Annotated in this window: 12 protein-coding genes; 1 reads left to right on the top strand and 11 read right to left on the bottom strand. The window is 40.4% G+C overall.

From position 1 onward, the window contains the following. Position 1 precedes the first annotated feature (1 nt). The 7 genes from FE005_RS04995 to FE005_RS04965 form a co-directional block, all read right to left on the bottom strand. Entirely contained in the window at positions 2-859 is an 858-nt protein-coding gene (locus FE005_RS04995) for a carbohydrate ABC transporter permease (protein ID WP_172461408.1), read from the bottom strand. 12 nt (positions 860-871) lie between these two features. Continuing rightward, entirely contained in the window at positions 872-1,762 is an 891-nt protein-coding gene (locus FE005_RS04990; RefSeq protein ID WP_175413534.1) for a carbohydrate ABC transporter permease, read from the bottom strand. Positions 1,763-1,903: 141 nt separating this feature from the next. After that, a complete protein-coding gene (locus FE005_RS04985) occupies positions 1,904-3,235 on the bottom strand; it encodes an ABC transporter substrate-binding protein (protein ID WP_138371402.1) in 1,332 nt (443 codons plus the stop codon). A 210-nt stretch (positions 3,236-3,445) separates the two neighbouring features. Further along, positions 3,446-4,327, bottom strand: coding sequence for an AraC family transcriptional regulator (locus FE005_RS04980; protein WP_138371401.1), 882 nt, complete (start codon positions 4,325-4,327; stop codon positions 3,446-3,448). Positions 4,328-4,581: 254 nt separating this feature from the next. After that, a complete protein-coding gene (locus tag FE005_RS04975) occupies positions 4,582-6,669 on the bottom strand; it encodes an SH3 domain-containing protein (protein WP_138371400.1) in 2,088 nt (695 codons plus the stop codon). 290 nt (positions 6,670-6,959) lie between these two features. Then, a complete protein-coding gene (locus FE005_RS04970; protein ID WP_103300706.1) occupies positions 6,960-8,168 on the bottom strand; it encodes an NAD(P)/FAD-dependent oxidoreductase in 1,209 nt (402 codons plus the stop codon). 31 nt (positions 8,169-8,199) lie between these two features. Continuing rightward, the gene (locus FE005_RS04965; RefSeq protein WP_003129007.1) at positions 8,200-9,102 is read right to left on the bottom strand and encodes a prenyltransferase; all 903 of its coding nucleotides are present in this window, start codon (positions 9,100-9,102) and stop codon (positions 8,200-8,202) included. 94 nt (positions 9,103-9,196) lie between these two features. Between FE005_RS04965 and FE005_RS04960 the strand changes: the two genes are divergently transcribed. Next, positions 9,197-10,177 (top strand): polyprenyl synthetase family protein, encoded by a 981-nt coding sequence (locus FE005_RS04960; protein ID WP_003129005.1) that lies wholly within the window; start codon positions 9,197-9,199, stop codon positions 10,175-10,177. Between the two features lie 168 nt (positions 10,178-10,345). Here FE005_RS04960 and cydC read toward each other — a convergent pair whose 3' ends face one another. The 4 genes from cydC to FE005_RS04940 are packed head-to-tail and all read right to left on the bottom strand — an operon-like array spanning position 10,346 to position 16,236. Beyond that, positions 10,346-12,091, bottom strand: a complete 1,746-nt coding sequence (gene cydC / locus FE005_RS04955) for a thiol reductant ABC exporter subunit CydC (RefSeq protein ID WP_029487346.1) — start codon at positions 12,089-12,091, stop codon at positions 10,346-10,348. Then, entirely contained in the window at positions 12,084-13,805 is a 1,722-nt protein-coding gene (cydD, locus tag FE005_RS04950; protein ID WP_003129002.1) for a thiol reductant ABC exporter subunit CydD, read from the bottom strand. Before cydD ends, cydC begins: the two co-directional genes overlap by 8 nt. Beyond that, positions 13,805-14,821 (bottom strand): cytochrome d ubiquinol oxidase subunit II, encoded by a 1,017-nt coding sequence (gene cydB, locus FE005_RS04945; RefSeq protein WP_003129001.1) that lies wholly within the window; start codon positions 14,819-14,821, stop codon positions 13,805-13,807. The genes cydD and cydB overlap by 1 nt, the downstream gene beginning before the upstream one ends. Further along, complete coding sequence (locus FE005_RS04940; RefSeq protein ID WP_003129000.1) at positions 14,818-16,236, bottom strand: cytochrome ubiquinol oxidase subunit I; 1,419 nt, start codon at positions 16,234-16,236, stop codon at positions 14,818-14,820. The genes cydB and FE005_RS04940 overlap by 4 nt, the downstream gene beginning before the upstream one ends. Positions 16,237-16,584: the final 348 nt, after the last annotated feature.

Genomic DNA, 16,584 nt, shown 5'->3' with positions numbered 1-16,584 from the left:
ACTACTCTTTACTTCCTGTAGAAGCAACGCCATCAACAAAGTACCGTGATCCCATAAAGAAAATTGCGATCATAGGTAACAGCCCCAAACAAGAAGCAGCGAATACTCTCCCATAGGAGACCATTGCTTCACCGTCTAATAATTGTTTCAATGCTACTGATAGAACCGTTTTATCTGAACTATTCAAATAAATCAATGGTCCTTGGAAATCATTCATGCCCCACATAAAGCTTAGCAAGGCAACGGTAATCAGAATTGGTTTGATTACGGGAATGATGATTTTGAACAAAATCTGAAATTCATTACACCCGTCCATCACTGCCGCTTCATCTAACTCTCTAGGAATTGTTCGCATAAATTGAATGATCATAAATACAAAAAACGAAGAACTAGCAAAAATATCCGCTACATAAAGGCTGGCAAAACTATCCAAAAGTCCCACCTCACGGTACAACAGATACAGTGGAATGCGAAAAGCCAGTTCTGGCATCAATAATGTAACGATCACGGCACCAAAGACAAATTTTTTCCCTTTAAACGATTTTCGTGCAATCACATAGGCGGTAATCACGCAAGATAAAACTGTAAAAATCGTTTTTGGAATCAAAAATTTCAGTGTATTCCCAAAGAAAAACCAGATAGAATGGTCTCGCGTCAACTGCCAAGCATCGGAAAAATTCGTTGTAACCACACGGTCACTTGGCGGGAAAATACTCAAGCTACCAAAAATGTCCCGGTTCTCTTTAAACGCAGAACCAATCATCCAAAACAACGGATAAATCAAGATAATCCCCACACCAATCAATAATCCATAACGAATGATTTCATTCATCCGTCTTCGAGATTTACTCATTTCCATTATTCAGCCCCCTTAATCATTATAAAATACCCACCGATCAGATGACTTGAAAATAATAACCGTAAATATACCGATGATCACCAACAAAATCCATGTTAGTGCACTCGCATAGCCATAATTCCCATTTTGAAAGGCTTGATCATAAATATAAAGATTCAAGAAATAAGTCGTCTTATTCGGTCCACCTTTAGTGATTAAATACGCGGAGTTAAACTCTTGAAACGCTTTGACTAATACATTTACGGCGTTGAACAAAATTACGGGGGTAATAATCGGTACAGTGATATTGAACAGTTGTCTTATTTTTGAAGCCCCATCCATTTCTGCCGCTTCATAAACTGTTTTAGAAACACCTTGCAATGCCGATAAGAAAATCAACATGGTCGAACCGAATTGCCAAGTTTTTAAAATAATCAGGGTAAAAATCGCGAACTTTGGATCTTTTGTCCAGTTAATGGCGACATCGTTTCCGAGTGTAAAAACACTCAACACCATATTCACAGGTCCGTTGACATCAAAAAGCATGGTCCATAAAATTGAAACAGCTACATTTCCTCCTAAAATAGAAGGAATATAATAAGCGGTACGAAAGAAATTGACTCCCTTAAGCTTAAAATTCAAGATGGCTGCTACTACAAAAGAGACAATGATAACTGCTGGGGTACCAATCAACACATATTTGATTGTTGCAAAGAAACTCGCAGTAAACGTATCGTCTTTTGTAAAAATCTCAAGATAATTTTGTAATCCGACAAACTCCGGATCACCTAAAATCGGGTATTCTAACAAACTGTAGTAAAAAGAAATAATGATTGGGTAAACTTTAAAGACTAGGAAGCCAATGATCCATGGCATGAGCATGCAGTAGACCACCCAATTTGTTCTTTTCATTTTTTTCAACATCGCATTTGACTCCTTTACCTTCTAAATGAACGCCCAGATACTAATGGGTTACTTCCAGACATTCTCACTCATGTCCAATTTTATTTCGGAAAAAGAAGGGTACGGGACGTAGCTAAGTCTCGCATTCCTTCTTGTTGCTTCCTATTCTTGGTAATACTTATCAAGTGCTGCTTGCTGTTTCTCAATGAATTGCTTCGCAGCTTCCTCTGACGTGAACTTTCCTGTCCGAAATGCCTCGTAAACCGTATATCTTTCTCCCCGCACATTTTCGTCTTCAAAGTATGGATCTAACACCGTTTGTTCATAGTCATCCAATTTGGCGTACCCTTCAGCCACAGCACCTTCGACTAGTTGATTCGCTACTTGCAGATCGTAACAAACTGTGTTGCTTGAAATACCCAAAGAATCTCCGGCAGCCTTCACCGCTTGCTCATTGGTAAACAAGAACTCAATAAAAGTGGCTGCTGCTTCAGGATGTTTCGAATTTTTTGAAATTGCGTAGCCAAAGTTTGGTTTCACATAGATACTTGGTTTAGAGTCAGCATCGATTTGCAAGAAATCTCCTACAACTAACTCATCTAACCCGTCGCCGCCTTTGTATGAGTTTGTCCATTTCGCCAGTGAGTTTGCCCACTCATAAACAGAGCCTGCATTGCCTTCTACCCATTGAGGGTTTGATTCCGTATCGATTGGGCTTGTTTGCTCAAAAGTCGGCAGTGCACCAGCATCTTCCAATTCTTTATATCTTTCAAGCACTTCTTTCACTTCAGCCACACTATAGTTGACTGTCCCATCGGTCTGCATGATCTTCCCTGTATAGTTGTAAAGCATCTGAGCAATAAATAGATCTAATGAGAACTCTCCCACATTGAGATATGCGTACTGATTGTCTTCACCAGTTGGCGTATTCCCTTTCGCAATGACTTCTCCCGCTGCCAAAAGATCATCATAGGTCGTTGGCAGTTCCAACCCATTGGCTTCATAAAGTGCTTGGTTCATCAAAGGAACCCGACCGGTCATTCCGTGGGGAACCGCGGCTTGTTCACCACCCACTTGCATCGCTTCTAAATAAGAACTTTCCCAATTGTCTAGCGTCAAATAGTCACTGACCTCATTCAAGTCCATAAAGATATTCTTGCCCTTCCCGAATGAAAAAAGCCAATTGTAATTCACTTGCATCACGTCTGCTTCAGTTTTACCGGATAGCTGAGTCAATGTCTTTTCTTGCCATCCATCCCACGCACCATACTCTGTGTTAACAGTGATATGCGGATATTCCTCTTCAAAAAGAGCCACTACATCTTGCATCGCATCATGACGATTATCCGCTCCCCACCAAGCAAACTTAATCGTCACTGCTTCTGCATCTTTTGTTGAACCACTGCTGCCAGAACCAGTAGTGTCAGGCTGAGATCCACACGCTGCTAGAACTAAAGTGCTAAAAAGACTGGCAACCAATATCTTCTTTTTCATCTGATTATTTCCTCCTCCATAAAATGCACACGTTTACAATTTTTCATTTATGTATCCGCTTACTGATTTTATCGGACAAAAAATGTCGCAGCAATAGACAAGCAAAACTTGCACAAAAAAGTGACGTAATATCCGCGAACTTGTACAATATTGACTTTTTTAACAGGAAAATAATCCCCCTTTCATGCCTGTGCAAAGATGAGTGACTATTTAGAAATTATTTTTTTCTCGCAGACTTTCTTTGTATGCACTTTGTTTCTTGCGGTATTGCAAAGGGGATGTCTCTGTATATTTTTTGAACACACGGTTGTAGTAGGTAATGTTGCTGTATCCACTTTTTCTCGCTATTTCAGCAATATCCCAATCTGTATCTTCCAGTAATCGCTGAGACTGACGGATTCGTTGAATGTTGGTATATTCAGTGATGGTGTAGCCTGTTGCACGCTTGAAGATACGGCATAAATAGGATTTGTCGAGATAAAAAGACGAAGCGATTTGTTCCAATGAATGGATCGATGCATAGTTCCGACGAATAAAGGCTGCAATTTGATTAACTAGCTCGCTTTGTTTTCCCAAACTTTCTGCCGGTTCATCAGAAAGCCCCCTGAAGTTCTTGATCCGCTGAATAAAAATAAAAAGTTCGATTAATTTTGTTTCGACCATTACCTGGTAATTGTATTCTTTGTGGATCACTTCATCTGCGATTTTCGCTAAGAGCGTTTGTACGTAAGAGCGATCCGCTGGCGGAATCTGAATGATACCATGATGTTTTAAAAAAAAGGTCTCCAGATCTATTCCCATGGATTGAGCGATTCTTGGAAATTTGCTGGCTTCATAGAGAACGAGTACACGATCATGATAAATATACTTTCCTGAGAATGTATTGTGGACACAGTCGGGGTGAATCATAACCAATGTACCAGGTTGGATTTTATAGGTTTTTTCTCCAATCAAAAAATAGCGGTTCCCTTCTATAAAATATTGGATTTCGCATTCAGAATGCCAATGCTTCACCATATTGTAGATACTATCTCGTCGTGAGCGATCAATCGTCAATCCGTTCATCATCCCACTATAAACAATCGTCTTCATACTCTCCACTCCTTTCTTTGTTTTCTATTTTACCTAAAAAATAGGAAACTCCATAGGGGGGACGGAACCAAAATCTGCTTGGATTCTTTGACAGAGGTAAACAGAATGATTCTAAAAGACCATTCAAAAATAAATCTATCTTCAGCGATTTTTATTACGAACAAACCAGCAAAAAAGCATTACCCGATATCACGAATGTGTATCGGGTAATGCTGATTGATTTTCTTTTGAGTTGCATGAAATCAGGTGTCTCACTATTTCACGATCAATTTTTGACCAACATAAATGATATTATTGGACAAGCGATTCCATGAAGTGATTTGGTCAATACTACTACCATACTTTTGCGCAAGAGACCACAGACTGTCCCCAGATTTAACGGTATGATATTTAGTCGAAGAACTATTATTGGCAGAACTATTACTTGAAGAAGCATTTGTCGCGGTCTTGGTAAGATAGGCACCACTGACCCAGCCTTTGCCAGAAACATAGTACCATTTGTTATTCCCATTAACACTAGTACCATTTTTGACGGCTGTTGCTGTCACGGTACTGCCTTGGCTCAATGAACCAACGATGCTGCCACTTGTCGATGCTGTAGAACGAATATTCAATGTCGCGGTCGTTTTCATCTTTTGATTGATCGAATCACCTGTATTCGATGTATTCGACGATGAGCTAGAGTCACTCGTTAAATACGCGCCACTGACCCAGCCTTTGCCAGAAACATAGTACCATTTCGTATTGCCATTGACACTAGTACCATTTTTGACGGCTGTTACTGTTACGGTGCTGCCTTGGCTCAATGAGCCAACGATGCTGCCACTTGTCGATGCTGTAGAACGAATATTCAATGTCGCAGTCGTCTTCATCTTTTGGTTGATTCCAGTATTGGCAGTATTATCATTTGTATTGCCTGATGTTGAACCAGAATTTACTTCTGTTAAATACGCGCCGCTGACCCAGCCTTTGCCAGAAACATAGTACCATTTCGTATTACCATTGACGCTCGTTCCTGTTTTGACTGCCGTTGCTGTCACAGTGCTGCCTTGACTCAATGAGCCAACGATGCTGCCACTCGTCGATGCTGTAGAACGAATATTCAATGTCGCAGTCGTCTTCATCTTTTGGTTGATTCCAGTATTGACAGTATTATCATTTGCATTGCCTGATGTTGAACCAGAATTTACTTCTGTTAAATACGCACCACTGACCCAGCCTTTGCCAGAAACTTTATACCAATTTGTATTGCCATTGACGCTCGTTCCTGTTTTGACCGCAACTGCCGTAAAGGTTGTATTCGCAGTAAGTGAGCCGGTAACTGCTGCTGTAGTAGACGCATCTGAACGGATATTCATAGATGCAGTCGTTTTCATTTGCTTTTGAATCGCGTTTTCTCCTACAGGGGTCTCAACATTATTCATGTCACCGTTCCCAGCGGAACTGCCGCTATCGTATTGAGTTAAGTTATACGTTGCAATAAGATTGTTCAATTTGCTGGCATAGGAAGTATCAGTCGCATAGCGTCCTTGCAGCCATGCCGTTGCTTCTGTATATGATCTCGTATTGCTCTTCCAAGCACCGCTGTAATAATAGCTACCGGCAGCAAAACTGGTATTTCGTAAGACATACGCATTATCTTGGAAAGATTCTCTTAAAGATGGATATTTGCGGAACTTCGCTATAATTTGATAATAATTGCCCGAACCATTATCTTCCAATGTTGCCATTTCGACATACTGCCCATTATAACTTCCTTTGATTCCAAACATATTGTTCGCTTGGGTCGTCAAAGTCGAAGTACCCCAGCCGGATTCTAGGATAGCTTGTGCAATCATCACTGATGCATAGAGATCATTAGCGGCAGCTACTTCTGTTGCATAACCACTTGCTTTCGCAATAAATCCACTCGTATCAGCACGTGCTGAGAAGATCGAGGTTCTTGCTAACGCAGGTGCAGCAACAATTGGCGTCTCAACGACCGCTGTATCTTCCGTGATAGTTTCCTGTGGCGTTGCCGCTTCCTCAGGTGTTGTAACAGGCTGCTCTTCAATAGGAACAGTTGGTTCTGTTGTTTCCTCTGTCGAAATCGTCTCGTCAGCACTGCTTTGAATGCTGTCTCCAGTTGAATCAGTGGAGCTATTTCCTCCAGATACTTGATTTTCTGTGATCTCTGCTTGGTTTTTTGCATCATCTGAAGTCGCTGTTTCTGCAGCTAAAACCAAATTTGGTGCAATCGTTGAACCGGCTACCACAGTTGTAGCCATCGTCAACCCTTTTTTTGCTAATAATGAACGCTTCAATCGTTTTTCTAAACGGCGTCTTTCTTTACGAATCGTCATTTCATGCCTCCCAACAAACATAGTCTCTTTATTTTAACATTTTTTTAATAAAGGTACAAAAGGGGGTTTTTTCTCACCCTGTTTTCTCTTCAAAACCTGATCATTTATCTAGAGATTCAATAAAGGCCTTACGCCCTATGGTGTTAAAAACTGAAATAGTAGTAAATAGACAGAAACACCCAACATGAATCGGGCATCTCTGTCTATTTTACTTATAATTAAACTATCTCCATCGGTACATGTTCTCTTCTTGCTTCTGTTAATGTTAAGTCGAAAAAATAGCGCACGAATCAATGATAAAAATCAAAGCGGCCTTTTGCTAACACTTCTTTGACCCCACCAGTTAGGAACAGGGAGCGGTCCATGATGGCTTTTTTGACAAATGATGCTGGATAACCTTTTACAGGCATTTTACCCACCAAACCAAAGGCATGCGTGTTCCCAATAGAGGCTACAGATCCTAAAGATTCAAAATGAAAGTCTTCCGTTTTTTCACCTTTAATCAAGTGTAGACAGTTTTTGGCAGCTTGATACCCCATTTTCAAAGCAATCTGTGCTGTCGTTGGATAAGGGCGATTTGTTGCAGGATCCATCACAGCTGAAACATCCCCTACTACAAAAACATTACTGTGCTCTGGATCACTTAAATCTTGGTTGACCATCACACGTCCACGGCGAGCCGCATAATTTGAATCTGCCATGACATGGCTTCCACTGACACCTGTTGTCCAAATGATCGTTTTAGCAGACAATTCTTCTGTAGCACCCGTTTCAGCATCCGTTTGATAAACAACTACTCCAGGCTTGATTTCTTTGATTGGTTTTCCTGTTAGAAATTCAACACCCCATTTTACCAAGTTATTGATTCCATAGGCAGACAGATTTTCATCAAACATCGGTAATAATCGCGTAACTGCTTCTACACAAAAGAGTTTGATTTCTTCTGATTGGACACCTGCGATCTCAGCAAATTCCTTCCGATTTTCCACTAAAGAACCTAAGAGTTCTACTCCAGTGAATCCCGCCCCACATACGACGATTTTCAATAAATCTGGATCTTGTGTTTTTTTGTATTCTTTCATTTGTTTCAATAAATGATGATAAATAGTTTCTGCTGAATCAACATCTACCATTTCCAATGCGTTTTCATTAACACCTGGGATCCCAAATGACTCAGATTCAAATCCTAATGCTACGATCAAATAATCATAGGAAAGAGATGTTTGATCCGTAAACATGATCCGTTGACTTTGACGGTCAATCGTTGCAACTTCATTTTGTAGGAAAGTTGTTTTTTGTGGTCGTACCACATCAGCGATATCGTAACTAATTCGCTCTCTTGGCTGCGTTCCAGCAGCCACTTCATGCAAATCTGTCGCTTCATAATGGTAGTCATTCTTATCTACTAATGTAATATGAAAATCACCTTTTGCTCCTTGTAATACATGCAATGCTCGCAACCCTGCGTAGCCTGCTCCTAAAATGACAACTTCCTTCATTTCCTATTACTTCCTTTCTTCCTTCAAAAAATTATAAAATCAAACCGATCGCAAAACTAATGACCTGCGCACATGCACCGACCGCAAGGATTTTTACAGCGCAGACAAAGGTTTCGCGTTTGATTTGTTTATGCATAAATAGTTTTGTCTGTTTCCAGACAAATGGTAAAACGAGAAACGTCAACAACATCGTCCATGGTGCTAAATGCAGAACCACTGCTGTCAAGATCGCTACAAATGCAATAATGTTCAAAAGGACAAATAGCCGTAATCCTTGACTCTTTCCTAAATAATGCACCAATGTATAACGATTGTTGTTTTCATCTTCCTCCAAATCACAAATGTTGTTGGCCAGCATCAAGTTAGCAATCCACAATGTATTGGGTAGTGCGATTAGAAATATTCCACCCAAGGTCGCGCTATTCCATTGAAAGGTTTCATAAGTATTCAAATATACACAAATCAACGAAATCATGAAGCCCATCGTAAATCCTGAAAAAAACTCACCTAGCGGTAAACTCGATAAAGGCCGCGGACCTGATGAGTAAAAGATACCAATCAAGTAACAATAAAGTCCCATCCAAAACAAGGGCCAACCGACGAAATAGGCCAATACGATACCCATCACCGCCGAAACGACGATCATACCGATCATTAAGCGAAAAACGAATGGAAGCGAGAGCTGCTCGCGTCCGATAATATTTGTTTTTTCTTTGTAATCATGAACTTCTGTTGCGTGATGGTAATCGTTATAATTATCTAAAATATCTACTGCCATGTTGAAGATCAGCATAGCAATAAAGTATAACACCACATAACCTAAATGAATTGAGCCGTAGTTATACCAGCTGTAACAAATTCCGATAAAAAATGGGAGGACACTGGCTGTTTTCGCTTTAAATTCCACAAGCTCCAGAAATACTGGGAGTGTCAAATACTCATCTCCTTTTGATAAATGCACTTAACTAGTCAATAGACTCCCTTTAAGTTAGAATAAGGGCTGAATGACTGGTAGAAAGGGTTTTAATATGTTGAATTTTTGGATCGATTATCCTTCGATCGAGCAAAGACTAAAAACTGTCTGTTCGATCATTGAAGAACGCGTAACTGTTCGTAACAAAGAAATACAAGATGTATTAGTTGATTTTACTTATTCTGGAGGAAAAATGCTGCGTCCAGCATTATTTTTCTTATTCGCTGATCTAGGCGAACCCATTGATGAAAGAAATGATCAATTAACCAAAATTGCTGCTTCATTAGAAATCTTACATATGGCAACCTTGATTCACGATGACATCATTGATGATTCGCCATTGCGTCGCGGACGCATCACTGTCCAAGCAAAATATGGCAAAGATATCGCTGTTTACACAGGTGACCTGCTCTTCACCCAATTCTTTGAGTTATTGATCGAGAGCATGAATGGCTCTCATTTTTTGGCTACAAATGCCCAAGCAATGAAACGCCTTTTGCTGGGAGAATTAGATCAAATGCACACACGCTACAATATAGATGAATCAATTGCTGATTACTTACAAAGCATCAATGGTAAAACTGCCGAATTATTCTGGCTGGCCTGCATCGAAGGTGCTCATTTTGGCGGTCTCGACTTAGAAAACCAAGAACGGGCTGGTGAGATCGGACGAAACATCGGCATCGCTTTTCAAGTTTTTGATGATATTTTGGACTATACAGCAGATTCTGGAACGTTGAAAAAACCCGTTCTTGAAGACTTGGCACAAGGTGTCTATACATTACCTCTGCTCTTTGCTAAAGAACAAAATCCTGCCGCATTTGAAAGTTATCTGTCCAAAAAAAGCGAGTTGACCACCGAGGAGGCCACAGAGGTTGCTGAATTAGTGCGCCGTTATCATGGCGTCGAAAAAGCCACCGATTTTGCTGTTTCTTATACCGAAAAAGCACTAGCCGACATCGAACTGCTGCCGAACACCCCTAGCAAAGAAAAAATTCGCGAGCTAACGCAACTGCTTTTGCAACGAAATTATTGATCATTCTTTATTCTATCCTCCGCAACTGAAAGCTATTCTGAAAATAAACGAACCAATCGGGTAAACAGTGAAGTGTTTTGAGGAGCGAATGCTCCTCAAAAACTAAGCCGACATTCATGTCGATCACTAGCCGATTTTTTTGTTGTCTTGGCAAAGGTCCCAGTTTGATTACAGTCGCCCTTGATCAATAGCCAATAACTGTTGAAAGTGTTGGTTTTCGACAGCTAACTCAGCAGGCGTACCGCTCATCGTTAATTCTCCATCCTCAATAAAAATGACCTGATCCATCAGTGAGATTCCTTGCAGGTGGTGGGTGATCCAAATAATCGTCTTGTCTTCCAACTCATTGAAAAAAGTTTCCAAAACAGCTTGCTCAGTGATTGGATCTAGCCCAACAGTTGGCTCGTCTAATAAAATAATCGGTGTTTTCTTCAAAAGAATTCGCGCTAATGCCAACCGATGGCGTTCACCGCCGGAAAAACGTAACCCTGCTTCATCAACCATGGTTCGCAAACCTTCTGGCAGAGCTGTCACCATCTCTGATAAGCCTACTCGTTTCAGTACGTCCCAAACTTCTTCTTCTGACGCTTCTTCATTACCAATCCGCAAATTATTTAAAATCGTTGTATGGAACAAATAAGGACTCTGGTTGATGACTCCAATCCATTCGCTAATATCTTCACCAAAACTTGCTACCGGCTCACCATTTAAGGTAATACTACCTTGGGTCGGCAATAAATCTCCCCTGAGCAAAGAAGCAAAGGTACTTTTCCCAGAACCGCTACGTCCCAATATTGCCAGTTTTTGATGCGCAGGAATCGTTAAGCTAAGATTCTTTAGTACCTCTTTTTCAGATGGATAATGGAAACTAACCTGATTCACTTCTAAATTGAACGGTGCACTTATAGCTGATGCTGTCCGTTTTTGTTCCTCTTTTTCTGGTAATGCATTAAAACGATCAATCGAATCTTTGTATATATTGGTTTCTTGTGCCGCTGAAGGCAATGGTGCGAAAGCATCTACCAAAGGAAAGACACAAAGGACAAATGCTGCGATCCAATTAGCTAAGCCACCGTGCTCGCCAGGAAATCGCTGACTTGTCCAGACAATCAACGCAACCGTAATCACCCCGAAGATCACTTGTAAAAGGAAATCTCTTTTTCGATCAAAACGATTGATTTTCTCATCAACGCTTCGTAGATTTGCCGCCAATTGCTTGTGTTCATCGACGTATTCCGCTCCTCGCTGTGAAAATACCCAGTCAGAAACTCCTAGCACATTATCAGTCAATGTTGTATATAATTGATTCTTCATTTGTTTTTGCTTTTCTTGACGAGCGCCATTGATCACAACGGACCAGAGCGGCAGCACAAACACATTTATTCCCAACAACAGCAACATTACCAATGCAAATCCTAACGAAAAGTACCCTAATCCGATAATCAGAAAAGTATACAATAACCAAGCAATCACCGTAGGGAAAATCGTTCGCAGATATAAGTTTTGGATATGGTTGATATCTTCTGCTAATAATCCTAAAATATCGCCAGTTCGATGGGTCTGCTTAAAGAAAACGGCATCTTTTTCGACAACATTGTATAGTTTTAGGCGTAGGTTCGATGTCATTCGCAACACCCAATTATGACTTGTCAGTCGTTCAACATAACGAAAAACTGGTCGGCCGATCCCGAATGCTCGGGTCAGAACGATTGGAATGTATACTAACAAAATATTCTCTGGAATTGAGGCAGAGCGGCTAATCAGATAGCCAGAATTAAACATTAACGCGCCTCCGCAAAAGAATGTCATAAATCCTAAAAACAGCGCTGCTGCAAGAACCTTTTTGTACTTTGAAAGAAAGGGTTTGACCCAGGTATCTGTTTTTAGCGAACGCCAGAGACCGATTTTATTCAAGTTGTTCCCTCCTCATCCCATTGACTAACGCAACGAAAGCGCCATTCTTTGCTTGCAGTTCTGCCAATGTCCCTCGCTCAACAATTCTGCCTTGATCCATTACTAGGATTTGATCCATCTCTTCCATCCAGTGCAAGCGATGTGTCGCAAAGAAGACTAGATGGTTCTCCATCAACGGAAGCATCCGTTCTTTCAATTCTACTTCTGTTTCAATATCTAAATGGGCAGTTGGCTCATCAAATAATAAAATTTTTCGATGCTGGTCTAAGAAAGCACGAGCCAACGCAATTCGTTGCGCCTGTCCACCGCTTAGATGGCGTTCCCCTTCACCTAGCATTGTATCGATTCCTTGCGGCAATTCTTGAACTAATTTCGTTAAACCTGCAACTTCGATTGCTTGCCACACTTGTTCTTCAGTAGCATTTGGCTGATAGAAAGCCACATTTTCTCGCAAAGTCATCCGATAGATATAGGGGTTTTGGGGAATATAAACTAGTTGCTGCTGCCAATCCGACTGTCTTAATGCAGTCATTTTTTGGCCATCAAAAGTAATTTCGCCTTCTTTCGGAATCAAAAAGCCGCTTAAGTTATTGATCAGCGTTGATTTTCCAGAGCCACTCATCCCAATGATCCCAATTTTTTGAAATCCTTGGACCTCCAATGCAATATCTTTCAAAACAGACTTTTCTCCATAATCAAAAGATAACGAATGAATCGATAGTTCCGAATCAGCTTGCCATTGAGGTAAACTTACTGGATCAATGGCTGCTTCTGGCTCAGATAAAATCGTAGATACAGCGGTCATTGCATTTTTCCCATCTAAAGTCGCATGGTAATCACTTGAAAAATCGCGAATTGGTAAAAAATACTCCGGAGATAAAATCAAAATCGTTAGTGCTGGAAATAACAAGATTTCTTCATTGATCAAACGCAGCCCCAGTAAAACCGCAACCACAGCGATGGACAATGTTGTGAAAAAATCCAATGCAAAAGTGGAAAGAATTCCGACTCTCAACGATCCCATCGTTGCTTTACGAAAACGTTCGCTAGAAGCGAAGATACTTTTTCCATATTTTTTGCTGATCCCAAAAAGTTTCAAGGTGTCGATTCCACGTAATGAATCAATAAAGTGGTTGGACAATAATTGAAATGTGCGGTATTGTTTTTCAGCTTTACTTTGGGCGGCATAGCCTAGGATGATCATAAAAATAATGATCAGTGGAAAAACCAGCAATAAAACCAGACCTGAGATCCAATCCAAGTAAAATACTAAAGCCAAAATCACCCAAGGAATGATCGACATGTTCATAATTTTTGCCAATATTAGTTGTAAATAGTTTTCTACCTGACTAATGCCTTCCAATACCATCGTTGTAATGTTTCCGGTACCTTGTTGCTGAACGATTTGTGGTCCTACACGAAAAATCTTTTCTAGCAGTTGATTACGTAATTCAGTAGCTTGCTGGTAACTATAGCTGTCTAATTTCTTTGTCCGAAAATAAACAATGGCCTGGCGACCTAAAAACGAACAAAAGAACAGTAGAATCCAGCCCCACTGCTCTTCTAACGATTGTCCTTCCCATAATCCAGTGATCCCACTAGCAAGACCATAGGCTTGTCCAATGATGAAGAGAGCTTGCAGGAAAGAAAGTCCTGCAAGCAATCCCATTAACCGTTTCATTCCGGGAAGCTCTATGATTTGTTTGTCGATCATTAATAACCCTCCGTCAGCTCAGTATGACTAATTCGTTTACGGAAAATATAGTAGGTCCATGCTGTATAAGCCAAAACAAACGGCAAGATTGTCAGTGATAAATAACTCATGATCTTCAATGTGTAGTGACTAGAGGAAGCTTCTGCAATCAACAAATCATAACTAGGGTCGATTGAGCTAATCAATACTCGTGGGAACAAACCAGAGAACAACAATCCGACTAGCGCCACCATGGTCAAACCACTAGCAATAAATGCCACCATTTCTTTCCCTTTAAATACAGAGATATTCGCTATCAGCGTCAAAGCCACAATCACAATCAGCAAAAGAAGCGTCGAAGCAAAATGTTTTTCAAAGAAATCTGTTTTGAAATAAAGTAGCGCGGCAAACGCCACCAAACCAAAATATAGCACACCATAAAAGGCACTCGCATAATTTCGGGCACGGTCACGAATCGGACCAGTAGTTTTTAGTGCAATATAATTCAATCCATGTAAGTAGCAAAGCAAAGTTAGGGCAATCCCGCCAACTACAGAGAAGAGATTGACGTAGTCACCGAAGTGCGCGGACATATTTCCCTCTGCATCAATTGGCATGCCTTGGACCATACTTGTAAACAAGAGTCCGAACATAAAAGGCACCAATGTACTGCCAATGGTTAATGTCCAATTCCACATATTTTTACGGTCTTCAGGCATTTTTGCCCGAAACTCAAAGGAAACACCGCGTATAATCAATCCGACTAGTATCAATAACAAAATCAAATAATAACCACTGAACAAAGAGGCATACCAGTAAGGGAAAGAAGCAAACATCGCGCCACCTGCGGTAATCAACCAAACTTCATTCCCGTCCCACACTGGTCCGATCGTATGCACGATCTGATCTTTTTCCTGTTCATTATGGGTCAATGTCTGGACAGACATCCCCACACCAAAGTCAAATCCTTCTAAAAAGAAGAAGCCGGCAAACAAAATGCCAATCAATACATACCACATTAGTTGCAATCCGGTCATCCTTCAAACGCCTCCTTATCAAATGGATCTTCTTCTGCTTCGTGCAGCGTTCCTTCCATCTGATTGTTTTCAGGACCATGTCCTAACTCTCGCCGAATCAAATAAACCATTGTTAATGCCAAACCAGAGAAAAGAACAAAGTAAACAATATTTGAGATAACAAGCGAAGTTGCCGATACATTTGGCGAAACACTATCTTCAATCGTAAATAGACCATAGACTGTCCATGGGTAGCGACCCAATTCCGTAATCAGCCACCCTGCTGTATTTGCAATGAATGGGGTAAATAATGTTATAGCCACTACCCAAAGCATCCAACGTTTCTCAAATAGCGAAGGCTTCTTCTTACGCGTAAAGAATAACCCCAATGAAGAAACCAACAACATCAATGCACCGAAACCTGCCATGATCCGGAAGCTCCAAAACAATGTGTTGACCGGAGGAAAATAGTTCCGATCTCCGTAACGTTCGATCAAATCTTGATTCACTGTGTTCATTCCATCAATCGAACCAGATGGTTCGTTAAATGCAAGGATACTCAACATATAAGGAATCTCAACACCAAAAACCCGTTTGTGTTCTCGTTCATTTGCCCATGCAACTACAGTCCATGCCGCAGGATCTCCGGTATCTTCATACGTACCTTCCATTGCTGCAAATTTCATTGGTTGTTCTTCAACCAAATACTTCATTTGTTCGTCACCTGCGATCAACACCGTAATTGAACCAAACAAAGCTACTGCAAAACCGATCCGCATTGATTTTTTGAAAAAATCACGGTCAACTTTCTTGTCTTTTTTCAACAATTGGAAAGCTGACATTCCTGCAATCAGAATTCCTCCCATGGCAATTGCTGCAGTAATAACATGAAGGAACTCATACCAGACTTGTGGGTTAGCTAACAGGGCTCCGAAGTCAGTCATCTCAGCACGACCATTGTTCAATGTGTATCCAACTGGATGTTGCATAAAACTATTGGCAGCTAAAATCCAGAAAGCAGAGAGCATCGAGCCAATAGTAACTAACCAAAAGAACGTCATATGCAGTTTAGGGCTGACTTTATCCCATGTGAAAATCCACAATCCTAAGAAAGTTGATTCCAAAAAGAAGGCTAGCAATGCTTCTAACGCCAAAGGAGCACCAAAAATATCCCCAACAAAACGAGAATAATCAGACCAGTTCATTCCAAATTGAAATTCTTGAATGATCCCAGTTACCACTCCTACCACAAAACTTAATAGAAAAATATTTCCCCAGAACTTTGTCATTCGGCGATATTTTTCATCTTTTTTGATCACATAAAGTGTCTCCATGATTGCAACAACGACACCAGTTCCGATCGAAAACGGTACAAAGAAAAAGTGAAAAATCGTCGTCATCGCGAACTGGATTCGTGCTAATGTTACAATATCCATTTTACATCCCCCTATTTCTAAAAAAATACATTAAAATCATTCTAAATAAAGAAAAATTCCAAATACGAATATACTCCTCTCTTAAATAAAAAAGAAGCAACTTGCCTACTATTTTTATTTTTTAATCGCTTACTCTCCATTCTTTAAAATTGAAACGTTTTCACAAACAAAAGGCTCTACATTTCTATGTTTTAATCTTATCACCATCATATGGTAAAGACCAATTATTCGAATAGATGAGGGGAAACAATTTTTCATACTCCGTTCTCTTACTTCTTTAATCGGCTCGAAATAATTTTTATTAATCCAAACGTTCTAAGAGAAACTCATCCGCTTCACAAAATAGAG

Origin of the sequence: Enterococcus sp. M190262 (assembly GCF_005843965.1) — a bacterium.
In the GTDB taxonomy this organism is placed as follows: Bacteria; Bacillota; Bacilli; order Lactobacillales; family Enterococcaceae; genus Enterococcus_D; species Enterococcus_D gallinarum.
The sequence above is the reverse complement of the archived record's forward strand: the minus strand, read 5'-3'. Positions and strand labels throughout refer to the sequence as shown.

Excerpts from the sequence above, each read along its gene's own strand:
- FE005_RS04970 (WP_103300706.1), bottom strand. The coding sequence starts at position 8,168 with ATGAAGGAAGTTGTCATTTTAGGAGCAGGCTACGCAGGGTTGCGAGCA.
- cydD (WP_003129002.1), bottom strand. The coding sequence starts at position 13,805 with ATGATCGACAAACAAATCATAGAGCTTCCCGGAATGAAACGGTTAATG.
- FE005_RS04960 (WP_003129005.1), top strand. The coding sequence starts at position 9,197 with ATGTTGAATTTTTGGATCGATTATCCTTCGATCGAGCAAAGACTAAAA.
- FE005_RS04980 (WP_138371401.1), bottom strand. The coding sequence starts at position 4,327 with ATGAAGACGATTGTTTATAGTGGGATGATGAACGGATTGACGATTGAT.
- FE005_RS04975 (WP_138371400.1), bottom strand. The coding sequence starts at position 6,669 with ATGACGATTCGTAAAGAAAGACGCCGTTTAGAAAAACGATTGAAGCGT.
- cydB (WP_003129001.1), bottom strand. The coding sequence starts at position 14,821 with ATGACCGGATTGCAACTAATGTGGTATGTATTGATTGGCATTTTGTTT.
- FE005_RS04985 (WP_138371402.1), bottom strand. The coding sequence starts at position 3,235 with ATGAAAAAGAAGATATTGGTTGCCAGTCTTTTTAGCACTTTAGTTCTA.
- FE005_RS04940 (WP_003129000.1), bottom strand. The coding sequence starts at position 16,236 with ATGGATATTGTAACATTAGCACGAATCCAGTTCGCGATGACGACGATT.
- FE005_RS04995 (WP_172461408.1), bottom strand. The coding sequence starts at position 859 with ATGGAAATGAGTAAATCTCGAAGACGGATGAATGAAATCATTCGTTAT.
- FE005_RS04990 (WP_175413534.1), bottom strand. The coding sequence starts at position 1,762 with ATGTTGAAAAAAATGAAAAGAACAAATTGGGTGGTCTACTGCATGCTC.